At 46.2% G+C, this 20,749-nt stretch carries 16 protein-coding genes; 2 read left to right on the top strand and 14 right to left on the bottom strand.

Annotated features, from left to right (window positions below; all coding sequences use genetic code 11):
• Positions 1-297: 297 nt before the first annotated feature.
• A complete protein-coding gene (locus tag A8140_RS03445) occupies positions 298-1,845 on the top strand; it encodes an alanine/glycine:cation symporter family protein (protein WP_005532569.1) in 1,548 nt (515 codons plus the stop codon).
• Positions 1,846-1,973: 128 nt separating this feature from the next.
• On the opposite strand, the gene A8140_RS03440 is transcribed toward A8140_RS03445, so the two are convergent.
• The 5 genes from A8140_RS03440 to guaB form a co-directional block, all read right to left on the bottom strand.
• On the bottom strand, positions 1,974-2,567 hold the full coding sequence (locus A8140_RS03440) for an acetate uptake transporter (protein ID WP_005532570.1): 594 nt from the start codon (positions 2,565-2,567) through the stop codon (positions 1,974-1,976).
• A 182-nt stretch (positions 2,568-2,749) separates the two neighbouring features.
• Positions 2,750-4,450: a chitinase gene (locus A8140_RS03435; RefSeq protein WP_005532571.1), complete on the bottom strand. Its 1,701-nt coding sequence runs from the start codon at positions 4,448-4,450 to the stop codon at positions 2,750-2,752.
• Between the two features lie 200 nt (positions 4,451-4,650).
• Entirely contained in the window at positions 4,651-6,174 is a 1,524-nt protein-coding gene (locus tag A8140_RS03430; protein ID WP_005532573.1) for a Na+/H+ antiporter NhaC family protein, read from the bottom strand.
• Between the two features lie 164 nt (positions 6,175-6,338).
• A complete protein-coding gene (gene guaA, locus A8140_RS03425; protein WP_005532574.1) occupies positions 6,339-7,892 on the bottom strand; it encodes a glutamine-hydrolyzing GMP synthase in 1,554 nt (517 codons plus the stop codon).
• A gap of 126 nt (positions 7,893-8,018) precedes the next feature.
• Positions 8,019-9,482 carry an IMP dehydrogenase gene (gene guaB / locus A8140_RS03420; protein ID WP_005532575.1) on the bottom strand — a complete coding sequence of 488 codons (1,464 nt, stop codon included), beginning with the start codon at positions 9,480-9,482 and terminating at the stop codon, positions 8,019-8,021.
• A 232-nt stretch (positions 9,483-9,714) separates the two neighbouring features.
• Here guaB and xseA point away from each other — a divergent pair, with 232 nt between their 5' ends.
• Complete coding sequence (gene xseA, locus A8140_RS03415; RefSeq protein ID WP_005532576.1) at positions 9,715-11,046, top strand: exodeoxyribonuclease VII large subunit; 1,332 nt, start codon at positions 9,715-9,717, stop codon at positions 11,044-11,046.
• Here xseA and A8140_RS03410 read toward each other — a convergent pair.
• The 9 genes from A8140_RS03410 to rodZ all read right to left on the bottom strand — a co-directional run bounded on the left by A8140_RS03410 (position 11,039) and on the right by rodZ (position 20,603).
• Positions 11,039-11,263, bottom strand: coding sequence for a zinc ribbon domain-containing protein (locus tag A8140_RS03410; RefSeq protein ID WP_005532577.1), 225 nt, complete (start codon positions 11,261-11,263; stop codon positions 11,039-11,041). The genes xseA and A8140_RS03410 overlap by 8 nt on opposite strands.
• A gap of 72 nt (positions 11,264-11,335) precedes the next feature.
• Entirely contained in the window at positions 11,336-12,340 is a 1,005-nt protein-coding gene (locus A8140_RS03405) for a GGDEF domain-containing protein (RefSeq protein ID WP_005532579.1), read from the bottom strand.
• Positions 12,341-12,634: 294 nt separating this feature from the next.
• Positions 12,635-13,504 (bottom strand): alanyl-tRNA editing protein, encoded by an 870-nt coding sequence (locus A8140_RS03400; RefSeq protein ID WP_033000221.1) that lies wholly within the window; start codon positions 13,502-13,504, stop codon positions 12,635-12,637.
• A 94-nt stretch (positions 13,505-13,598) separates the two neighbouring features.
• On the bottom strand, positions 13,599-15,095 hold the full coding sequence (der, locus tag A8140_RS03395) for a ribosome biogenesis GTPase Der (RefSeq protein ID WP_005532581.1): 1,497 nt from the start codon (positions 15,093-15,095) through the stop codon (positions 13,599-13,601).
• A 181-nt stretch (positions 15,096-15,276) separates the two neighbouring features.
• Positions 15,277-16,437, bottom strand: a complete 1,161-nt coding sequence (bamB, locus tag A8140_RS03390; RefSeq protein WP_005532582.1) for an outer membrane protein assembly factor BamB — start codon at positions 16,435-16,437, stop codon at positions 15,277-15,279.
• Between the two features lie 12 nt (positions 16,438-16,449).
• Entirely contained in the window at positions 16,450-17,064 is a 615-nt protein-coding gene (locus A8140_RS03385) for a YfgM family protein (protein WP_005532583.1), read from the bottom strand.
• Positions 17,065-17,189: 125 nt separating this feature from the next.
• On the bottom strand, positions 17,190-18,458 hold the full coding sequence (gene hisS, locus A8140_RS03380; RefSeq protein ID WP_005532584.1) for a histidine--tRNA ligase: 1,269 nt from the start codon (positions 18,456-18,458) through the stop codon (positions 17,190-17,192).
• A 55-nt stretch (positions 18,459-18,513) separates the two neighbouring features.
• Complete coding sequence (gene ispG, locus A8140_RS03375) at positions 18,514-19,632, bottom strand: flavodoxin-dependent (E)-4-hydroxy-3-methylbut-2-enyl-diphosphate synthase (RefSeq protein ID WP_005532585.1); 1,119 nt, start codon at positions 19,630-19,632, stop codon at positions 18,514-18,516.
• A 5-nt stretch (positions 19,633-19,637) separates the two neighbouring features.
• Complete coding sequence (gene rodZ, locus A8140_RS03370) at positions 19,638-20,603, bottom strand: cytoskeleton protein RodZ (protein WP_033000218.1); 966 nt, start codon at positions 20,601-20,603, stop codon at positions 19,638-19,640.
• Positions 20,604-20,749: the final 146 nt, after the last annotated feature.

The raw sequence follows: 20,749 nt of genomic DNA, 5'->3' as shown, positions 1-20,749 counted from the left end.
CCATTTCAAATAGCGTATTACTCTACAAGTTGAATAAAATTTAGAAGATATGACTTTCTATATTAGCAGTAAATTTTCATGACAATATGCTGCATATTTAATCAACTCATTGCAACTTCCAATAAAAAACCACCCATATACATAACAAGAACCAACTTTTAACAATATTTAAGCATTCTGTGCCCACCATCACGCTACAAAGGATTCTCAGTCAAAAAAGTTAACAATTACATTACAAAAAAGGTTAATGTGTTGTATGAAAAACAACCACAAACATAACAAACAGGGAAAATACTCATGCAGTCATTAGTTGATTTTCTGAATGGAATTATCTGGAGTCCGGTACTAATTTATTTGTGCCTTGGTGCTGGTTTGTTCTATTCGGTCATGACGCGCTTTGTGCAGATTCGCCACTTCTTTGAAATGTGGCGCTTGCTACTTAATGGAAAGAGTTCAACCAAGGGGATTTCATCATTTCAGGCATTGGCCGTTTCACTATCTGGCCGTGTAGGTACAGGCAACATTGCAGGTGTTGCAGCTGCTATCGGTTTCGGTGGTCCAGGTGCGGTTTTCTGGATGTGGGTCGTTGCCTTCTTTGGCGCAGCAACGGCATACGCAGAGTCAACGCTCGCACAGATTTATAAAGAAGAAGACGAAGGCGAATTCCGCGGCGGTCCAGCTTACTACATTGAGAAAGCGATGGGTCAGAAGTGGTACGCATGGATCTTCGCAATTGCAACCATATTTGCATGTGGTGTTCTACTTCCTGGTGTCCAATCGAACAGTATTGGTAACGCTGTAGAGGCAGCCTTTGGCTCAGGTGACATGATTGAAACTGCTATTGGTACCTTCAGTTTCGCTAAAATTTTCACTGGTACGGTTGTCTGTGTCATTCTTGCATTCATCATCTTTGGTGGCGTAAAGCGCATCGCGAACTTCACTCAAATTGTCGTTCCGTTCATGGCGCTGGCTTATATCATCACCGCGTTCGTTATCATTCTACTTAACATCGGTGAGATTCCACGCATCGTTGGCATGATCATTGGTGATGCATTCACACCGATGGCTGGAGTTGGTGCTGCGATTGGTTGGGGTGTAAAACGTGGTGTTTACTCTAACGAAGCAGGCCAAGGTACAGGCCCTCACGCAGCAGCAGCGGCAAGTGTTGATCACCCAGCACAACAAGGCCTAGTTCAGTCGTTCTCTATCTACATCGATACGCTGCTAGTATGTTCTGCAACCGCGTTTATGATTCTTATCACTGGTGCTTACAACGTACAAGGTGCGGTGGAAGGAACATTCCTCGTACAAAACCTACCAGCAGACATCGGTGCGAACGGTCCTGTATTTACGCAAATGGCGATTGAAAGTGCCCTACCTGGCGTTGGTAAACCGTTTATTGCTATCGCACTGTTCTTCTTCGCTTTCACAACGATTCTGGCTTACTACTACATTGCAGAGACCAACATCGCATACATCCGCCGTACATTCAAAGTTAACGGCTTAATGTTCGCATTGAAGCTTGTGATTGTCACAGCCGTATTCTACGGCACGGTTAAAACAGCTAATCTTGCTTGGGCAATGGGTGATGTCGGTGTTGGTCTAATGGCATGGCTGAACATTGTCGGTATTATGATCATCTTCTTCATGTCGAAACCAGCCCTAAAAGCACTCGCTGACTACGAAGAGCAACAAAAACGCGGTGTGACTGAGTTTACGTTCAACCCAGTAGCACTTGGTATTAAAGGCGCGACTTACTGGGAAGAGAAGTACAAACGTAAGACAGGAAAAGCACCAACTGCGGACAGCGATGCAACAGAAACGGTAGAGCAACCATCTACCTAATGCTTCACTTAGCGTCCTCTCCCAACAGGTTAGCAGGTATATAAGAAAAAGCAGTGGTCCGAATAACGGACATTAAAAAAGGGTTAGCCAGTGGCTAACCCTTTTCTTTTGCATTCAAATCAGAGCGATTAAGCTGCGATTTCTTGCGTTGCAACTTGAGGCTTTTGCTTTTCGCCGATTGGAAGCACTGTACGACCGTATTCGTTGTTCAGTACTTGAGCCATTGCAAAGTAGATTGCGCTCGCGCCACAGAAGATACCTTCGAAGCCTGCGATAGTGCCGATAACTGTGCTGCCAGTGAAGTCACGTGCCGCAAGTAGGAAGAACAGGATAGTAAGAGAACCAAACACAACTTGCTTCGCTACTGGGTAACATAGAGAACCAATAAACATGAAGCCAGTGAAGATACCCCATAGTAGTAGGTACCAACCCATGAAGTGTGCTGGGCTAGCTGGTAGGCCCATGTATGGCATTACGATTAGACCAACTAATGTTAGCCAGAATAGACCGTATGAAGTAAACGCAGTTGTACCGAAAGTATCACCACGTTTGAAGCACATCATGCCAACAATAACTTGGCTAAGACCACCGTAGAAGATACCCATTGCTAGGATCATTGAGTCAATTGGGAAAAATCCTGCGTTATGGATGTTAAGCAGAATCGTGGTCATACCGAAACCCATTAGGCCTAGCGGCGCTGGGTTAGCCAGTTTAGTAGACATGTAAGCGTACCTGTTTTCAAAAATGTTGATAAAAATTGCGCGCGAATTTTAATGGACAAAAAATCAAAAGAGAAAAGACGTTATTGAAAACTTAGATTGCATAAACAGGCAAACAAACGAATAAAAAAAGACCCTGCTAAAAAGCAGAGTCTTTATAGTTACTTAGACTATTTATTGTTCAATTACTGGCAAGAGATCTCATCCCAGAACCAATTGCTCTGAGTTGGCGTTTCCCATACTCCTGGGCCATTTTTCGCAATAAAGCATTTACCTTGATAAGTCACTTTGTCGCCATTCGCTACTTGAGTGACACCCGGTTCCCATGCAATAAAGTCACCTGATACTGGTGGTTCAGGTTCTGTGACTGGTGGCTCTGTCACTGGCGGTTCAGTAACAGGAGGCTCAGTGGCCGGTGGTTCTGTTGCTGGCGGCTCTGTTGGTGTACCTGAAACTAACTTCCAAGGGTCTCCTTTCGTAGGCTCATTGCCTTGTGACCACCACTTCGCTTCATACACAGCACCTTGATAAGAAACTTGATCACCCGTGTTGTATACCTTGCCTGAATCCCAAGCAGCGATACCATCCACTGGCGGATCAACCGGATCGACTGGGTCTAATTTATCCACAACGCGAACTTCAGGCCAACCAGCATGAGATTGGTAGAAGTTGGTAACACATTTCTCGTAATCACCAGCAACCAGTGCCGAATACGCGGTTTGGAAACCAACCAACTCACATTCAAATGAGTGACCGCCCGGGCGATCTGAGTAGTATTTCCAGTTACCATCCCAGTTGGTGTAAAGAACGTCAGTCGCGCCGTTAAGGTTTAAGCTACCGTAAGGCGTTTGTTGCCAACAGGTATTGGTTTCATCAGCTTCGATAGGAATTTGATAGTGCGCCGCTAGACCTTCCCAGTAACGAATGCGGTTAACTGGCTGGCCTTTGTCTTTGTTCCGCTCACCACACTCAATACCGCCGTTGATGACGTTGATCGTAGTACCGAAGCCGTAACCAATGCCCGCATCAATTTCACGTTGCGATGGTACCCAAGTACGATCAATCACGTGCAGCATTGCTGGCTTGGGCGCTTGAGGGGTTAAGAAGAACCAAATCGCAGAAGCTAGGTTCAACCATGAGTCAGCGACTAAGCCGGGATTTTTCAACAACACCGATGCATCACCATCGAACATCACTTCAGAGAACGCGCCGTAGTTAAAGTGGTAAGAAAGCTGTTTTGCACCACGACCAAAATATCCCTGACCAGGCTCACAAGGCCAACGCTTGTTTTGCCAATCGTTCTGACCACAGCCTGTCGTGTAGCCTTCTTGACCTTCAGACCACCCCATTTCACGCACGTGAACCAATGCCTGTTGCCACTCTTCCAGTGCAAGCGGGTTGTCCGATAGGTTATCAACCGCAATGTGGCCACCGGTTTCCTGGGCAAAGTGCGCGAATGCTGTCACGATGGATTTCTTACAAATCGCGTCTGAATCACGCCCGTCTGTGTACTCACCACAGAATGCAGGGAACTTACCAATCGCGCGTAGGAAGCGAGTATATGTGTACTCTGGTGCAGCCATCTGAGTTAAGAAGTCCCACTCAGATTCAGGAAAAACACGCTCAACACGTTGAACGTTTTCTGGGTTACTTGCTGCGCCTGGAACAATAGCTTCAACAACCGTATTTGGACTAGTCTCTAGCGCTTGTGACCAGATAGCATACATAGGGTCAGAAGTCTTACTTTGCTCCATAGCTTGGATGTCGCCACGAGCAATCACGTAACCATTTGGGTTTTGTGGATCAGGTTGGATATTCATGCTGGCATGAGCTTGTGCAGCAAGTACACAACCTAATGCAAGAGGCAGATGTTTGAGTGCAAACATGTCTAATCTCCGTATTGAACAATACAATATACAAGGAATAACTAGACACATAGTGGATCATGTAGAAAAAACGCCGAGCGAAGTGAATTAATTCTGCGACGCAAATTTCATAAATAAATACTGTTACACAGCGAGTATCACAAAAACTGTTACCTCGACTCAAAAGAAAACGGGGGATAATCCCCTGATCTCATTTATTGCTATTGCTCTGCTATTACTTGCTCTGACAGGGGTGAAGATTGCTGCTTAGAGAGCACCAAATAAATGGCAAACTGCGCCACTATTGCCACCAGCACAATCAAAGGAGAAGCCATTACCCCCGCAACAAGGAAGCTTGTCAGGGCGATAGCGCCGTTGAGTACCGCATAAGGCAACTGGGTTCTAAAGTGCTCATACTGCTCACAACCCGCACCAGTCGAAGACAAAATGGTAGTTTCCGAAATTGGTGAACAATGGTCACCAAATAAACCACCAGATAGCACCGCACCAATACACACCAACAATGGCGCATCAATCGCGACAGCGGTTGGAATGACCAATGGCATCATGATGGCAAAAGTACCCCATGACGACCCTGTAGCAAAAGAGATAATACCCGCCAATAGAAAAGCCACGGCAGGCAATAACCAGTAAGGGAAGCCAGCTTGTGCTTGCTCTGCAATGTAAGCCGCAGCGCCAAGCTCTTTACCGACAGAACTCAGTGACCACGCCAACACCAAGATCACCGCAACAGACATCATGTTCGACATCCCTCTTAGGTAAACCTGAATGCCATCAGAGAGCTTTCTCACGCCATAAAACGCCATCAAACTAATCAGGGTAATTGCAGCAAAGAAATACGCCGACGACAATGCAGCACGGAAGGTGGAGCCTGAAACTTTCTGAAATGGAAAACCGTGAGGAACCAATATTGAACAAAGCACAACTAGCATGACGATCAGCGGTGCCCAGACAAAACTTGTTTTTGCATTTTTATGCTCAAAAACATTCAACGAATCTTGCACTTTTCCAAAATCAGAACCCTGCTCTGCAAGCTGTTCGGCTTTCGCCATTGGTCCAAAATCCAGTTTGAGGAAAGAGACAATCGGCACAATCGCGATCGCTAAAAAGGCATAAAACTGATAAGGAATCGCGCCAATAAAGGCATCCCAATCACTGATACCCACGTCTAGTGCTGCGAACTCTTTCTGAATCAGTCCCATAATGTAAACGCCCCAACCGATGAAAGGAATTAGGATAGCGACAGGTGAAGAGGTGGAATCGATGATAAAGGCAAGCTTCTGGCGAGAGACCTTCAGTTTATCAAAAAGAGGACGAAAAACAGGGCCGACAATCAACGGCGTACCAAGGTCTGAAAAGAAAATAACAACGCCGCCAAACCAAGCAGAGATCTGCGCTTGGCATTTACTGGCAACCCACTGTGTGACCTTTTTAGCGAACGCCACGCCACCGCCAGATTTCTCCATCAAGGCAACAAAGCCACCAATGAAAACCAAAAGAAGGATGACGCCCGCGTTGTAACTGTCAGTCAGTTGCGGCAACAGGTAACTTTTCATCAGCGCGCTAAACGAATCGAGCGGACCTTTGTCGACGAATGTACCTTCTAACATAGCCACACCGCTAACAACGCCGGCAAAAAGACCGACGACAACGTTTCTTGTGGTTAGCGCAAGAACTAACGTAATAATGATGGGGATGAGAGAGGTAACTTCTGCCTGTTCCATAGCAATACCAACTTTAATATCTAAACATCAAAAATGAATATACATTCAACAATATCGCATGTATATATTTTCTAATAAAAAAGTTGAGACCTGCGTTCACACTTTTCAGGCATAAAAAAACCAGCCCGAAGGCTGGTTTTCAATTTGGTATATCTAACAGGAAATTATTCCCATTCGATTGTCGCTGGTGGCTTACCAGAGATGTCGTAAACCACGCGAGAAATACCGTCAACTTCGTTTATGATACGGTTAGAAACCTTACCTAGGAAGTCGTATGGTAGGTGTGCCCAATGCGCAGTCATAAAGTCGATAGTTTCTACGGCACGTAGAGAGACAACCCAATCGTACTTACGACCATCGCCCATTACACCTACAGAGCGAACTGGTAGGAATACCGTGAACGCTTGAGATACTTTGTTGTATAGGTCTGCAGCGTGTAGCTCTTCAATGAAGATAGCGTCTGCTCGACGTAGCAAGTCACAGTACTCTTTCTTGATTTCACCAAGAACACGAACACCTAGACCAGGACCCGGGAATGGGTGGCGGTAAAGCATATTGTACGGAAGGCCAAGCTCTAGACCGATCTTACGAACTTCATCTTTGAACAACTCACGTAGTGGCTCAACAAGACCCATTTCCATGTCATCTGGAAGACCACCCACGTTATGGTGTGATTTGATCACGTGCGCTTTACCAGTCTTAGATGCAGCAGATTCGATAACGTCTGGGTAAATCGTACCTTGAGCTAGCCATTTCGCGTTTTTCAGCTTCTTAGACTCTTCATCAAATACGTCTACGAATACGTGACCGATTGTCTTGCGCTTCTCTTCAGGATCCGCTTTGCCTTCAAGTGCTTTTAGGAAGCGATCTTCAGCGTCAACTTTGATGATGTTCAAACCAAATTGGTCGCCGAACATATCCATTACTTGCTGACCTTCGTTTAAACGAAGAAGACCGTTATCTACGAACACACACGTTAGCTTGTCGCCGATTGCACGGTGAACTAGCATCGCTACTACCGATGAATCAACACCACCAGATAGACCTAGGATAACTTCGTCGTCACCTACTTGCTCTTTAATACGAGCAACCGCGTCTTCGATGATAGATTCAGAAGTCCATAGACGCTCACAGCCACATACGCCAAGAACGAAGTTCTCTAGCATTTGTAGGCCGCCTTTCGTGTGCGTTACTTCTGGGTGGAACTGAACGCCGTAGTATTTCTTCTCTTCGTTCGCCATCGCAGCGTACGGACATGTATCTGTCTCACCGACTTTCACGAAGTCAGCAGGAATTTCTACTACTTTGTCACCGTGGCTCATCCACACATCTTGAGTTAGCTCAAGATCTTTAAACAGTGCAGATTCACCAGAAACTTTAACTTGTGCGTAGCCGAATTCACGTTCAGTAGAGCCCGCTACTTTACCACCTAGCTGCTCAGCCATAGTTTGCATGCCGTAACATACACCTAGTACTGGCACACCAGAGTCAAATACGTATTGAGGAGCGCGTGGAGAGTTATCTTCCGTTACGCTTTCTGGACCACCAGATAGGATGATACCGTCTGGATTGAATTCACGAATATCCGCTTCTTCAACGTCCCAGCTCCACAGTTCACAGTAAACACCGATTTCACGTACACGGCGCGCTACTAGCTGAGTGTACTGAGAACCGAAGTCCAAGATCAGAATACGTTGGTCATGAATATTTTTAGTCATTTTGAGCAGTCTTATAAGCTAGGTTATTAAAACGGAGGCGAGTGTACTCGCCTCTTATTAATGCTTCAAGGAAAAAAGCAAACGTTTACGTCGGGTATATAGGTTTTATTTTTACAACAGTAAAAATTAACCGCGACGGTAGTTTGGCGCTTCCTTAGTGATTTGAACGTCGTGTACGTGTGATTCAGCCATGCCCGCACCTGAGATACGAACAAATTCAGCTTTAGTACGCATATCTTCAATCGTTGCAGAGCCAGTAAGACCCATGCTTGAACGTAGACCACCCATTTGTTGGTGTACGATTTCTTTTAGACGACCTTTGTATGCGATACGACCTTCGATACCTTCAGGTACTAGCTTGTCTGCTGCATTGTCAGACTGGAAGTAACGGTCAGATGAACCTTGAGACATCGCACCAAGAGAACCCATGCCACGGTAAGACTTGTAAGAACGACCGTTGTAAAGAATCACTTCACCCGGTGCTTCTTCTGTACCTGCGAACATTGAACCAACCATCACACAAGATGCGCCAGCTACGATTGCTTTACAGATGTCACCAGAGAAACGGATACCGCCGTCAGCGATAACTGGAATGCCGAATGAGTTCGCCACTTCTGCTGCGTCTGCGATTGCTGTTACTTGAGGAACACCAACGCCCGTTACGATACGAGTTGTACAGATTGAACCAGGGCCGATACCCACTTTCACTGCGCTAACACCCGCTTCGATAAGTGCTTTAGCACCAGCTCCTGTCGCAACGTTACCGCCGATGATGTCTAGATCTGGGTAAGCAGCGCGAGTTTCGCGGATGCGGTTTAGTACACCTTCAGAGTGACCGTGTGAAGAGTCGATAAGTAGAACGTCAACACCCGCTTCAACTAGAGCAGCAACACGCTCTTCGTTGCCAGCACCTGCACCAACGGCTGCGCCAACACGTAGACGACCGCGCTCATCTTTACATGCGTTTGGTTTACGTTCTGCTTTGTGGAAGTCTTTCGCAGTGATCATACCGGTTAGTTGGAACTCATCGTTCACAACCAATACTTTCTCAACGCGTGCTTCGTGCATCTTCTCTTGCACTTCTTCACGTGTTGCACCTTCTTTTACTGCTGCAAGTTTTTCTTTTGCTGTCATTACTGAAGACACCTTCTTAGAAAGGTCAGTAACAAAGCGCACATCACGACCAGTGATAATGCCTACAAGCTCGTTGTTCTCTGTGATTACAGGGAAACCAGCGAAGCCGTGTTTGTCAGTCAGTGCAACCACGTCAGCGATTGTCGCTTCAGGGTTTACCGTAACTGGGTCAGAAACAACGCCAGCTTCAAACTTCTTAACTTTACGAACTTCAGCAGCTTGCTGCTCAATAGACATGTTTTTGTGGATAAAGCCAATGCCACCCTCTTGCGCTAGCGCGATAGCTAGACGAGCTTCAGTAACAGTGTCCATAGACGCTGAAATCATTGGGATGTTTAGGGTGATGTTCTTGGTCAACTGGGTGCGAAGATCAGCTGTGTTTGGGAGAACAGTGGAGTGAGCTGGCACGAGTAGTACGTCATCGAATGTCAGCGCTTCTTTGGCAATTCTTAGCATTTGCAATATCTCACAATTAGAGGAGTAGAAAGAACAATCCAATCTCATCGTTTCGCATAATGAGGGTAACCAATTTTAGGTTGTTGGCTACATTTGGATTAGATATTGCGGAGGGATTATACGGTTAACGCAATCGCTTGACCACAATTTTTTTAATTTTTTTCTTGCAATTACCCCCTTGCTATGTATTATATTGCCGCTAATTTCCATACTCACGTCTACGGAATTAGCTGTGCTCTCCCAGACCAATCAAAACATCTTCACTGTTTCTCGTCTCAATGCCGAAGTGCGTCTGCTGCTCGAAAACGAAATGGGGATCGTCTGGCTTGTCGGAGAGATATCCAACTTCTCAGCTCCCGTCTCTGGTCACTGGTACCTCACTCTTAAAGATTCTCGCGCTCAAGTTAAATGTGCCATGTTCCGTGGTAACAATCGTCGCGTCACTTTCAAACCTGCTAACGGCAATCAAGTATTAGTTAAAGCCCGTCTGTCTCTGTACGAGCCACGTGGTGACTATCAATTGATCATCGAAAGCATGCAACCAGAAGGTGATGGTCGTCTGCAGCAAGAGTTCGAAGCACTTAAGATGAAACTGGCAGCAGAAGGTTTGTTTGCTCAAACCAATAAGCAGCCTTTACCTGAGCACCCAAAACGCGTTGGTGTGATCACCTCGAAAACCGGTGCCGCACTTTACGATATACTAGATGTATTGAAACGCCGAGATCCTTCTCTACCCGTGGTGGTTTACCCAACCATGGTGCAAGGTGAAGAAGCAGCCATTCAAATTGCGCAGGCAATCGGCCGTGCAAACAGTCGTGATGAATGTGATGTATTGATTGTTGGTCGTGGTGGCGGTTCGTTAGAGGACCTTTGGTGCTTTAACAACGAAATCCTTGCTCGTACTATTGCTGCAAGCCAAATTCCGATCATCAGTGCAGTTGGTCATGAAGTTGACGTGACAATTGCTGACTTTGTTGCGGACATGCGAGCGCCGACGCCATCAGCGGCGGCTGAATTGGTAAGCCGCGATAACAGCAACAAAGATCAAGCTTTGGTGACTCGCCAACATAAGCTAGCCAGTGCAATGCGTTACTACCTAGCGCAACAAAAACAGCAATCGGCTCAACTGATGCACCGTTTAGAGCGCCAGCATCCAAGCTATCAATTGCAGCGCCAGACACAACAACTTGATGAGTTGGAGATGCGCCTGCAACGCGCGATGCAACGATTCATCACGACACGCCAACAAGCGGTGGAACGCAAACATCATCGCCTACAACTGAACTCACCAGTAAAGCGCTTGGCTGAGCAGAAGTCGAAGCTTGACCGAGTTGAGCAAAAATTGCTGGATGCGATGGACCGTAAGTTACTGACCATGCGCCATCAACTGGCAATTGCAGCGGAGAAGTTAGATACGGTAAGCCCACTGGCAACGCTAAAACGTGGTTACTCGATTACTCAAACTGAGCAAGGTCAGGTTGTTACCCAGGCGAAAGATGTGAAAACGGGCGACGTATTGGTCACCCGCTTATCTGATGGTGAGCTTCGCTCTACCGTTAACTGATTTTTTGAAACTCAAATCGAACTCGTGATTTCGATTTGAGTTCATTACAACTGTTGCAAAAGTAGTTTGCTGCACCACAAGCTTGTAGCTTTTCCAGTTCAGCGTCGCAATCTGGACAAAATCCCACTTTCTTATAATCCGACTCACACTTATTGCAATGGTATTGCACTGACCATTCCAATTCGATGTCGCATGTTGGGCAAATATTCGGTTGCATGGTTACCCCTAAAAAAACGCGATTCATTGACTTACAGTCTAATCATAAGCCAGCTTAGTGCCTTGATCTTAATCACGCTCGTTTGGCGCGTTTGTTCTGATACATAGCAACATCGGCTTGTTGAATAAGCTGCTGTAATACTGCTCGCTCACTGGCAGTACTGCAAGCAGCACCAATACTGGCTTTTACTTTATACTCTTCAAGTTGACACACTTGGTTAAGCTCATCTTCTAAGCGCTCGACAAAAGATTGATAAATATGCTGGTTTGGGAAACAGCAGAAACCAACAAACTCATCGCCACCATACCGCCCTATTACGGAACATGAGCGAAACGCCTGCTTCAAGTACTCAGCCACTAGCACCAAGACTTGGTCACCAGTTTCATGACCAAAACGATCATTGATGTACTTAAACTCATCAATATCAACAAAGAAACATCCAACCACAGCATTGCGACCACATTTACCGTTAATTTTTCGGTCAACTTCCGTCAATAACGCTCGTCGATTGAAACAGTGCGTGAGTGGATCTCGACTGGCATGAAAATGCAGTTGCTCTTCTAAACGATACTTCTCTAATGCTACCGCATACAAAGCAGCCAACATTTCGAGCACTTCGAGCTCATAGGCATGCGGTTCAGAGGGCGTATTGCTGTATACAGCGAATGTCCCCAATACATAGCCATCCGAAGCAATGATCGGAACAGACCAACAAGCTCGGAGTTGAGCCTGCTGAGTCAGTTCAAGGAAAGGTGCCCAGTTAACATGGTGATCGATATCACTGACAACGACGGTTTGCTTCAAAAACGCGGCAGCGCCGCATGATCCTATTTGCGGCCCAATCGCAACCCCTTCAATCGCTTGATTGTAGAAATCAGGTAAATGCGGGGCAAATTCCAAATGCAATGTGTTGGTATCGGGGTGCAATCGTAAAATGGAAGCTTGCCTCTTCCCAAATAGGCGTTCACTTAACTTGATAACTTCATGATTGAGACTATCGCGTTCCATTCCCAGAGCAAGCTTACCTAAAAGACGATTGACTGCTCGGTGAGCATCTAACAGTCTATCTTTGTCCATTGTGGTGTATTCACATCGTTATTATGTTTGTTAGCCTGCAATATAATAAATCTATAAATATGGCACAGGTAACTAAATCACAATATACGAACGCGACACTATAAAAGATCGTGTGCTGATCTTCGGATATTTCCCTTTTGATCAGCGATCACCCCTTAAAAGAATATTTATATAACCACACACCGAAAGCATAAGTTACATATTCTGTCTTTCAATTTAAAACAGAACTAAAAACCACAAACCAAATACAAAACCAAGATGAGCAGGATTTAATAAAAAGATCAAAAGCTAAATTTAGCGTATTACATCAGTGTGCATTTCAATTGTCTGTGAGTCTATTTCCACCAGTGTTACTTGGATAGAACCAAAGTCACTTAAATGGCTCGCATGCGTTCCCCCACAAGGGATGACCGCGATTTCACCTTCACCTAAATCACACTGCCAGTAACGTGAATCGGTAAGGTGTTCACCATGACAATCGATGGTGATCGCCATGTCTCTTTTTAGCCAATCTTTCAACAGAACATTCACCTGTTGTTCGATGTATTTCAAGTCAGACAGCATATCTGCACTGTTTAGACCCCTTTTACGAAGAGTTTTGCCCAAACGATAGGTATCCAGACATTTATCCGGAGTAACAAAGCTGGTCTCTTGGGCGTAGCTATTGAAATCGTAATTACCGTGTGGGTCTTTGCGGTCAGCGTCTTTACGCCAATAGTTTTGCGCCAGCACCTTATTGAGCGCAAGGTATGCAATGTGCCCAGCGCTATGTCCACGGCTTAACGACAACTGGTACTCTTTGTCGACTTCCAATAATGCAGTATCACCAGCCTTTATAGCATCAGTTCGTGACAGTACGTGCACCACCACAAACGCCCACCCTTCCGTATCGCGTTTTACAGGAATTGCTGTACCGACATGCAATTCTCCACTTGCAAGCTCTACCACTCCAACTTGGCAATCCGCTACTTCATAGCTTATACCCTTGATAGTAAGGGTACCTTTGTCTGCAGGATGATCAGGCCAAATGTGGCTGACAGGATGGAAAGGTGTGATTTCTGTAAGTACATAAGTCACTTCTTCTGTAGAGTGAACAAGTTGCACTGGCGCTTCCAGTCGCCAAGTTTGATGACAGAAGCGCGTCTTGGTAGCTGTGATGGTCATGGTCTTCATACTTCTAATACATTGCTTAGAGCAAAATTCTGCTGATAAAAAAATACCCAAGTCGAGACTTGGGTATTCATAAAATCTTAGGCGATTACTTGTTGCGGTTCTTCACTGCAGACATCATACGCTTGCGCTTACGCTCTTGAGATAGCGTTAGCTTGTTTGTACGGTTCTCGTACGGGTTGTCGCTGTTCTGGAAGTTAATACGGATTGGTGTACCCATGATTTCCAGAGACTTACGGAAGTAGTTCATCAAGTAGCGCTTGTACGAATCTGGTAGATCGCGAACCATGTTACCGTGAACAACCACGATTGGTGGGTTGTAACCACCCGCGTGCGCATACTTCAGCTTAATACGGCGGCCACGAACCATTGGTGGTTGGTGATCGTCTGTTGCCATCTTCATGATACGAGTCAGAACAGAGGTACCAACACGTGTCGTTGCCGACTTGTACGCTTCTTGAATCGATTCGAACAAGTGACCAACACCTGTACCGTGAAGCGCAGAGATAAAGTGAATGCGAGCGAAGTCAACGAAACCTAAACGACGGTCGAGTTCTTTCTTCACGTTCTCTTTCACTTCGTTATCTAGACCATCCCACTTGTTCACTGCTAGTACGATTGAACGACCAGCATTCAATGCGAAGCCAAGTAGACTCAGGTCTTGATCAGAAATGTTTTCACGTGCGTCAATAACCAATAGAACCACGTTTGCGTCTTCTACGGCTTTCAGTGTTTTAACAACAGAGAATTTCTCTACTGTTTCGTTGATACGACCACGGCGACGTACACCAGCAGTATCGATCAATACGTACTCACGACCATCACGTTCCATTGGAATGTAGATTGAGTCACGCGTAGTGCCTGGCATGTCATATACCACAACACGCTCTTCACCAAGAATACGGTTTGTCAGTGTTGATTTACCAACGTTTGGACGACCAATGATCGCCAGTTTGATTGGCTGGTCTTGCAGACGTTTGAACTCTGCTTCTGCGTCTTCTTCGGTGTAATCTTCAACCGCTAGCTCTTCATCTTCGAACTCAGTCAGATCTTCAATCTCACCTTCTCCAGATTCACTTGCCAGCAGATCATCAAAGAATGGCGCTAATGCGCGTTCTAGCAATGCCGTCACACCACGGCCGTGTGCTGCTGCAATTTGGTACATATCGTCAACACCAAGTTGCCAGAAGTCGGCACAAGCTGCATCGGCATCAATACCATCGATCTTGTTTACTACCAGCATTGCTGGCTTTTCGATTTTGCGCAGGTGCGCAGCAATCGCTTCATCCGATGGCGTTAAGCCAGCGCGACCATCAACAAGGAATAGTACTACGTCAGCTTCATCAATCGCAGCGAGCGATTGTTCTGCCATCTTCGTTTCTACGCCTTCTTCTGTGCCATCAATACCACCGGTATCGATAACGATAAATTCGTGTTCTTCACCAAGGCGAGCTTGGCCATATTTACGGTCTCGCGTTAGGCCAGGGAAGTCCGCAACCAACGCGTCACGTGTGCGTGTCAATCGGTTAAAAAGTGTAGATTTACCTACGTTCGGACGCCCTACTAGAGCAACAACAGGTACCATAACAACCTCTACAATAATCTTTCTTCTGTAGTTATAGGTAACGACTTGCTCGATGCCAAATCAAACCAGCTTTTTACCTATAACCACGTCAGGAATAACGGTTAATAAATAATAATTTCAAACAACAAAACGGCTCCTAACTGTTACCAGCCAGGAGCCGAATGTGAATTATATCACGATATTATTCGTTAATGGTTAGTTTCTTTACATCGCCATTGCGAGTTGTAATCACGTAACCATCAGGCAATAACGTCGGACCAACAGCAAAACCACTGTCATCGACATATTGTTGTGCAACGAATTCGCCTGTAGAGCGATCGATCCAGTGTAGGTAACCCAATGTATCACCCACCACTAGGTAATTATCAACGATAACTGGAGCAGTAAGCTGACGGTATTCCAGCTGGCTGTTTTCCCAAAGCTCAGTACCACTGCGCGCATCGACTGCCACTACATGATCTTTCTCAGTGATCACGAAAATACGGCTACCATCTGTCGCGATATCGTTCGCCGATGAGTAGTTGCGCTTCCAAATTGGGTTTGCGCTGCGCAAGTCGATAGCAATAAGCTGACCGTTATAACCGATGGTGAAAAGAGTACCACCTAGAACAACCGGTGAAGAATCTACGTCTACCAGACGATCGATTTCCGTTGCACCTTTTGGAGTACCTACTGGTTGTTGCCAAATAAGCTGACCACGTTCAACAATCGCTGCCGCCAGTCGGCCGTTTGCCGTACCCCAGAATACACCACCACCGATCGCCGTTGGCGTACTATCACCACGCAGCGTCAGGTTTGGTACTTCGGTACTCAGTGCCCAGCGTTGTTCACCCGTGCTTTCATCTAACGCAATCAACGTACCACGGCTCGTGTTTACGATGATCATGCCCGAATCCGCAACTGGTCGTGCTAGAACTTCACCACCAACTTCGATACGCCAAATGATTTCACCAGTTTCTTGGCTAAGTGCAATGACTTCACCATTTTCAGAACCGATGTACAGGTTACCGTAAGCGGCAGTGATGCCACCAGAAAGACGCGCAATTACATCTTCTTCTAGGTCAATTTGCCATTTTTGCTTACCGTTTTCTGGATCCAGCGCTTTAACTAGACCATCACGGCTTGCAACAAACAAAGTGTCATTTGCCACAACAGGCGACAGTTTTGAGAAATAGTGCCCTACGCCATCACCAATCGACGTCGACCATTTCGCACTAGGCGTAAACTCGCTATCTACCTGAGGTAGTGGAGCCATGACAATGGTATCTTCCTCGCCAGCACAACCAGCTAGGATTCCCACTGTTAATGCCCCTAACAAGGCTTTCTTAAAGACTCTTTTCATCCAATGCGGTCCTTATTTCGCCAAGTCGTCCAATTTCATTTGTAGCGTTGGGCTAGCGTCTGCAGCTTGTTGAGCTTCAGTGTACGCTGCGTATGCTACTTCTTTGTCACCTTGACGAAGAGCGATATCACCACGCAGCTCAGCAATGCGACCAGTCCATGCTGCATCAGTCACTTTGCCTAACTCAGCGTTTGCTGCGTCAAAGTTACCCATTTCTGCTTCAATGCGCGCAATACGGTAGCTGATAAGTGGAGATAGCGCGGCATCTTTGGTGTTGCTTTGAGCCCATTTCAGTTGCTCAAGTGCAGCAGAAAGATCTTTCGCATCCACTTGTACTTTCGCTAGTTGAAGTGCTGCAAGTACTGAGTACTCTTTAACTTCGTTTGAGTCGATGAACGCTTGAATGTCCGCTTGTGCGTCTGCACCTTTGGTTTGCAGAGCGTTCATTACTGTTGTGTAGCTTTGAGAAGCTGCTTCACTCGCCTGAATCACAGAATCCTGGTAGTAACGCCAGCCAAATAGACCACCTAAACCAACAACCGCACCGATGATGACGGCTTTGCCGTTTTCCTTCCACCAGTCTTTAATGGCTTCAACTTGTTGTTCTTCAGTATCGTAAAGTTCCACTTCCTGTCCTCTTAAAACATGTAAATGACAGCGAGGCTGCCATTGTTCCTATTTCGGCGAAAGGCTCCTATCTTGGGAGCCTTACTATTACGAATTAGGATTTAATCTTTAGCTTATTAAAAGACTTAAATCAGTGCTGCGATCTTCTCAGCAACTTCTGCTTGGTTGTAAGTCTCTTGCTCACCACCCACCAAGTCTTTTAGTACTACGGTGTTTTCTGCAACTTCATTTTCGCCCAGAACCAATGCTACTACAGCACCCACTTTATCTGCGCGCTTAAACTGTTTCTTGAAGTTACCACCACCGAAGTGGCTCATCACGCGAACGCCTGGGATTGCTTCACGAAGCTGTTCTGCTAGCTTCATACCCACCATCATTGTGCCTTCGCCTGCTGTCACAACGTAAACATCGACACTTCGACGAACGTCTGTTAGCTCTAGTGTTTCTAGCATCAGTACAAGACGCTCTAGACCCATAGCAAAGCCAACAGCTGGTGTTGCACTGCCGCCTAATTGTTCTACAAGACCATCGTAACGACCACCGCCACATACTGTGCCTTGAGCACCTAGGCTCTCAGTGATCCACTCAAATACCGTGCGATTGTAGTAATCCAGACCACGAACTAGACGCTCGTTAACTGTGTATTCGATACCTGCAGCGTCTAAAAGTTCACATAGACCTGCGAAGTGTGCTTTAGATTCTTCACCTAAGTACTCAGAAAGACGAGGTGCATCAACTAAAATAGCCTGAACTTCAGGGTTCTTCGTATCCAGAACTCGCAGTGGGTTCGTGTGCATGCGACGCTTACAATCTTCGTCTAGTACATCGATATGTTGCTCAAGGAATGCAACCAATGCCGTGCGGTAGTCTGCGCGGTCTTCTTGAGAACCGATAGAGTTAAGCTCAAGACGAACATGCTCATTGATACCCAACTCACGCCATAGACGTGCTGTCATCATGATAAGCTCAGCATCAACATCCGGACCATTTAGACCGAACACCTCAACACCACACTGGTGGAATTGACGGTAACGACCTTTCTGCGGACGCTCGTGGCGGAACATAGGGCCCATGTACCATAGACGTTGTTCGTCACGGTTAATCAGGCTGTTTTGAATACATGCACGTACACAGCCCGCCGTACCTTCAGGGCGAAGTGTTAGGCTGTCTCCGTTACGATCATCAAAGGTGTACATTTCTTTTGAAACGACATCTGTCTCTTCACCAACCGCGCGGCTGAATAGGTTTGTTTCTTCAACGATTGGCATGCGCACTTCGTTGTAGCCGTATGCGCTCACAGTACTTTTTACTGCGTTTTCAAGTTTCTGCCACAGCGGAGACTGAGTTGGAAGGCAGTCGTTCATGCCTCGGATTGCTTGGATTTTCTTTGCCACAATTATTACCGTCGCTTAGTAACCCGAGCACACTTAGCGTGCTCAAGCTATGAGATTAATCTTCTTGTTTGATATCGATGCGGTTAGCTTGGTCTAATACAGACGCTTTCGCACGGATTTTCGCTTCTAGCTGGTTCACTAGATCATCGTTGTCGAAACGCTCTTTCTGACGTTTGCCGTCTTCGTAGAATGCGCTCTTCTTGTTGCTGCCAGCTAGGCCTAGGTGTGAAACCTCAGCTTCACCAGGGCCGTTTACGACACAGCCGATGATAGACACATCCATAGGTGTGATGATGTCTTCTAGGCGCTCTTCCAGTGCGTTCACTGTATTAATCACATCGAATTCCTGACGTGAACAGCTTGGACAAGCAATAAAGTTGATACCTCGTGAGCGAATACGCAGAGACTTAAGAATATCAAAGCCAACTTTGATCTCTTCTACCGGATCTGCCGCCAACGAGATACGCAGCGTATCACCGATACCTTCAGCCAAAAGCATACCTAGACCAACCGATGATTTCACTGAACCAGCGCGAGCACCACCCGCCTCGGTGATACCAAGGTGCAAAGGTTGGTCAATCTGTTTGGCCAATAGACGGTATGAATCCACCGCTAGGAACACATCTGACGCTTTCACACTAACTTTGAACTGGTCAAAGTTAAGACGGTCTAGATGATCCACATGACGCATCGCCGACTCGACCAATGCCTCTGGCGTTGGCTCACCGTATTTCATCTGCAGATCTTTTTCCAAAGAACCGCCGTTTACACCGATACGGATAGGGATGTTTTTGTCACGGGCACAATCAACAACAGAGCGAATACGCTCTTCGTTACCGATGTTGCCTGGGTTGATACGCAAACAATCAACACCGTACTCGGCCACTTTCAGGGCAATACGGTAGTCAAAGTGAATGTCCGCAACTAACGGCACAGACACTTGCTGTTTGATGAGCTTAAAGGCTTCCGCAGCATCCATAGTAGGAACAGAAACACGTACAATGTCTGCACCCACTTTTTCTAATGCTCGGATTTGTGCGACTGTGGCTTCCACATCAGTCGTGCGAGTGTTTGTCATTGACTGTACTGCAATTGGTGCACCATCACCAATTGGCACATCACCCACATAAATACGCGTCGATTTACGACGAATAATTGGAGATTCGTGTTGCATAATATTTATAACGGTAAAGTGAATCTAGCTACTTTGCCTGAAGTATACCCAGAAAGGTCGACAGGTTCACTTGCAAATGTCATTGTGACGCCTTCAGGTGCGCCTAATATCACTTTAAACGGTGCTTTTCCGGCAAGTTCTACGTCTTGGCCCGGTTTACGAGTACCGCTTACTAACGTTTTGCCATTCGCGTCTTTGACTTGAATCCAGCAATCCGCTTTGAATTTCATAGTTAGCAGTGTCATGCCTTCTGGCACAACTGGGGCTGCTGGTTCTTCTGCCTCTTGCGCGTCTTCAATCACCGCGACAGGTTCTTGAGTGGCTTCTTCTGTCACTCCTGCCGCTACTGCGGCAACGACTGGCTCAGTCACATCACCCGCCGCACTCATCGCCGTATCAGCTTCAGAAACCACGGTTAGCGCAGCCGATACTGGTGCAATCTCAGCAGGAGTGCTGGCAATAAGCTCATCAGCACTCATTTGGTCGATTTCTGCATCATCAGCAACTTGCTCTGTTTCCGCAGTTTCTGCACTTAACTGCGCAAGGCTGTTTTCTTGTTGGTTCTGCCACCACCATGCCCCCGAAATACCGGTGATCACGATAGCAATCGCCCAAGTGAGTAACATAATGCGGCTGTTGTGTTTCTCGTGTTTCGTTTTACGAGAGAAACTCTGCATCTCTGTCTCTTGTGGCTTAACATGCACTTCAGATGTCTGCTCTAAAGCTGCCAAAACAATCTTTTCATCAAGGCCAACAAGCTTGGCATACGAACGCAAGTAACCACGTGTAAACGTTGTTACCTGTTGCTCTTCAAATCGATTGTTTTCAATGTCTTCAATAACAGAAACGCGAAGTCTAAGGCGATCAGCAACGTGCTTCTGAGTCATGCCTAGAGATTCGCGTTTGTTTTTAAGTAACGTGCCCGCTTCCATCGAAAGTGGCACTTCATTCGTATTTTCGTGTTCTGTCATAATGGCGGTATTTAATCTGTTTGGTGGCTAACGCAGTTATTTATTTTCGTTTTTGTTCTAATTAAGCCTTACTTAAAGATAGCTAGCCTAAACGCGTTAACCAAAATAATCTTTTAGAAATTCTCAGTAGTCAGAGTAAGAATGCT

This window comes from Vibrio campbellii CAIM 519 = NBRC 15631 = ATCC 25920, from assembly GCF_002163755.1.
In the GTDB taxonomy this organism is placed as follows: Bacteria; Pseudomonadota; Gammaproteobacteria; order Enterobacterales; family Vibrionaceae; genus Vibrio; species Vibrio campbellii.
The sequence above is the reverse complement of the archived record's forward strand: the minus strand, read 5'-3'. Positions and strand labels throughout refer to the sequence as shown.

Excerpts from the sequence above, each read along its gene's own strand:
- A8140_RS03445 (WP_005532569.1), top strand. The coding sequence starts at position 298 with ATGCAGTCATTAGTTGATTTTCTGAATGGAATTATCTGGAGTCCGGTA.
- A8140_RS03440 (WP_005532570.1), bottom strand. The coding sequence starts at position 2,567 with ATGTCTACTAAACTGGCTAACCCAGCGCCGCTAGGCCTAATGGGTTTC.
- A8140_RS03435 (WP_005532571.1), bottom strand. The coding sequence starts at position 4,450 with ATGTTTGCACTCAAACATCTGCCTCTTGCATTAGGTTGTGTACTTGCT.
- A8140_RS03430 (WP_005532573.1), bottom strand. The coding sequence starts at position 6,174 with ATGGAACAGGCAGAAGTTACCTCTCTCATCCCCATCATTATTACGTTA.
- guaA (WP_005532574.1), bottom strand. The coding sequence starts at position 7,892 with ATGACTAAAAATATTCATGACCAACGTATTCTGATCTTGGACTTCGGT.
- guaB (WP_005532575.1), bottom strand. The coding sequence starts at position 9,482 with ATGCTAAGAATTGCCAAAGAAGCGCTGACATTCGATGACGTACTACTC.
- A8140_RS03410 (WP_005532577.1), bottom strand. The coding sequence starts at position 11,263 with ATGCAACCGAATATTTGCCCAACATGCGACATCGAATTGGAATGGTCA.
- A8140_RS03405 (WP_005532579.1), bottom strand. The coding sequence starts at position 12,340 with ATGGACAAAGATAGACTGTTAGATGCTCACCGAGCAGTCAATCGTCTT.
- A8140_RS03400 (WP_033000221.1), bottom strand. The coding sequence starts at position 13,504 with ATGACCATCACAGCTACCAAGACGCGCTTCTGTCATCAAACTTGGCGA.
- der (WP_005532581.1), bottom strand. The coding sequence starts at position 15,095 with ATGGTACCTGTTGTTGCTCTAGTAGGGCGTCCGAACGTAGGTAAATCT.
- bamB (WP_005532582.1), bottom strand. The coding sequence starts at position 16,437 with ATGAAAAGAGTCTTTAAGAAAGCCTTGTTAGGGGCATTAACAGTGGGA.
- ispG (WP_005532585.1), bottom strand. The coding sequence starts at position 19,632 with ATGCAACACGAATCTCCAATTATTCGTCGTAAATCGACGCGTATTTAT.
- rodZ (WP_033000218.1), bottom strand. The coding sequence starts at position 20,603 with ATGACAGAACACGAAAATACGAATGAAGTGCCACTTTCGATGGAAGCG.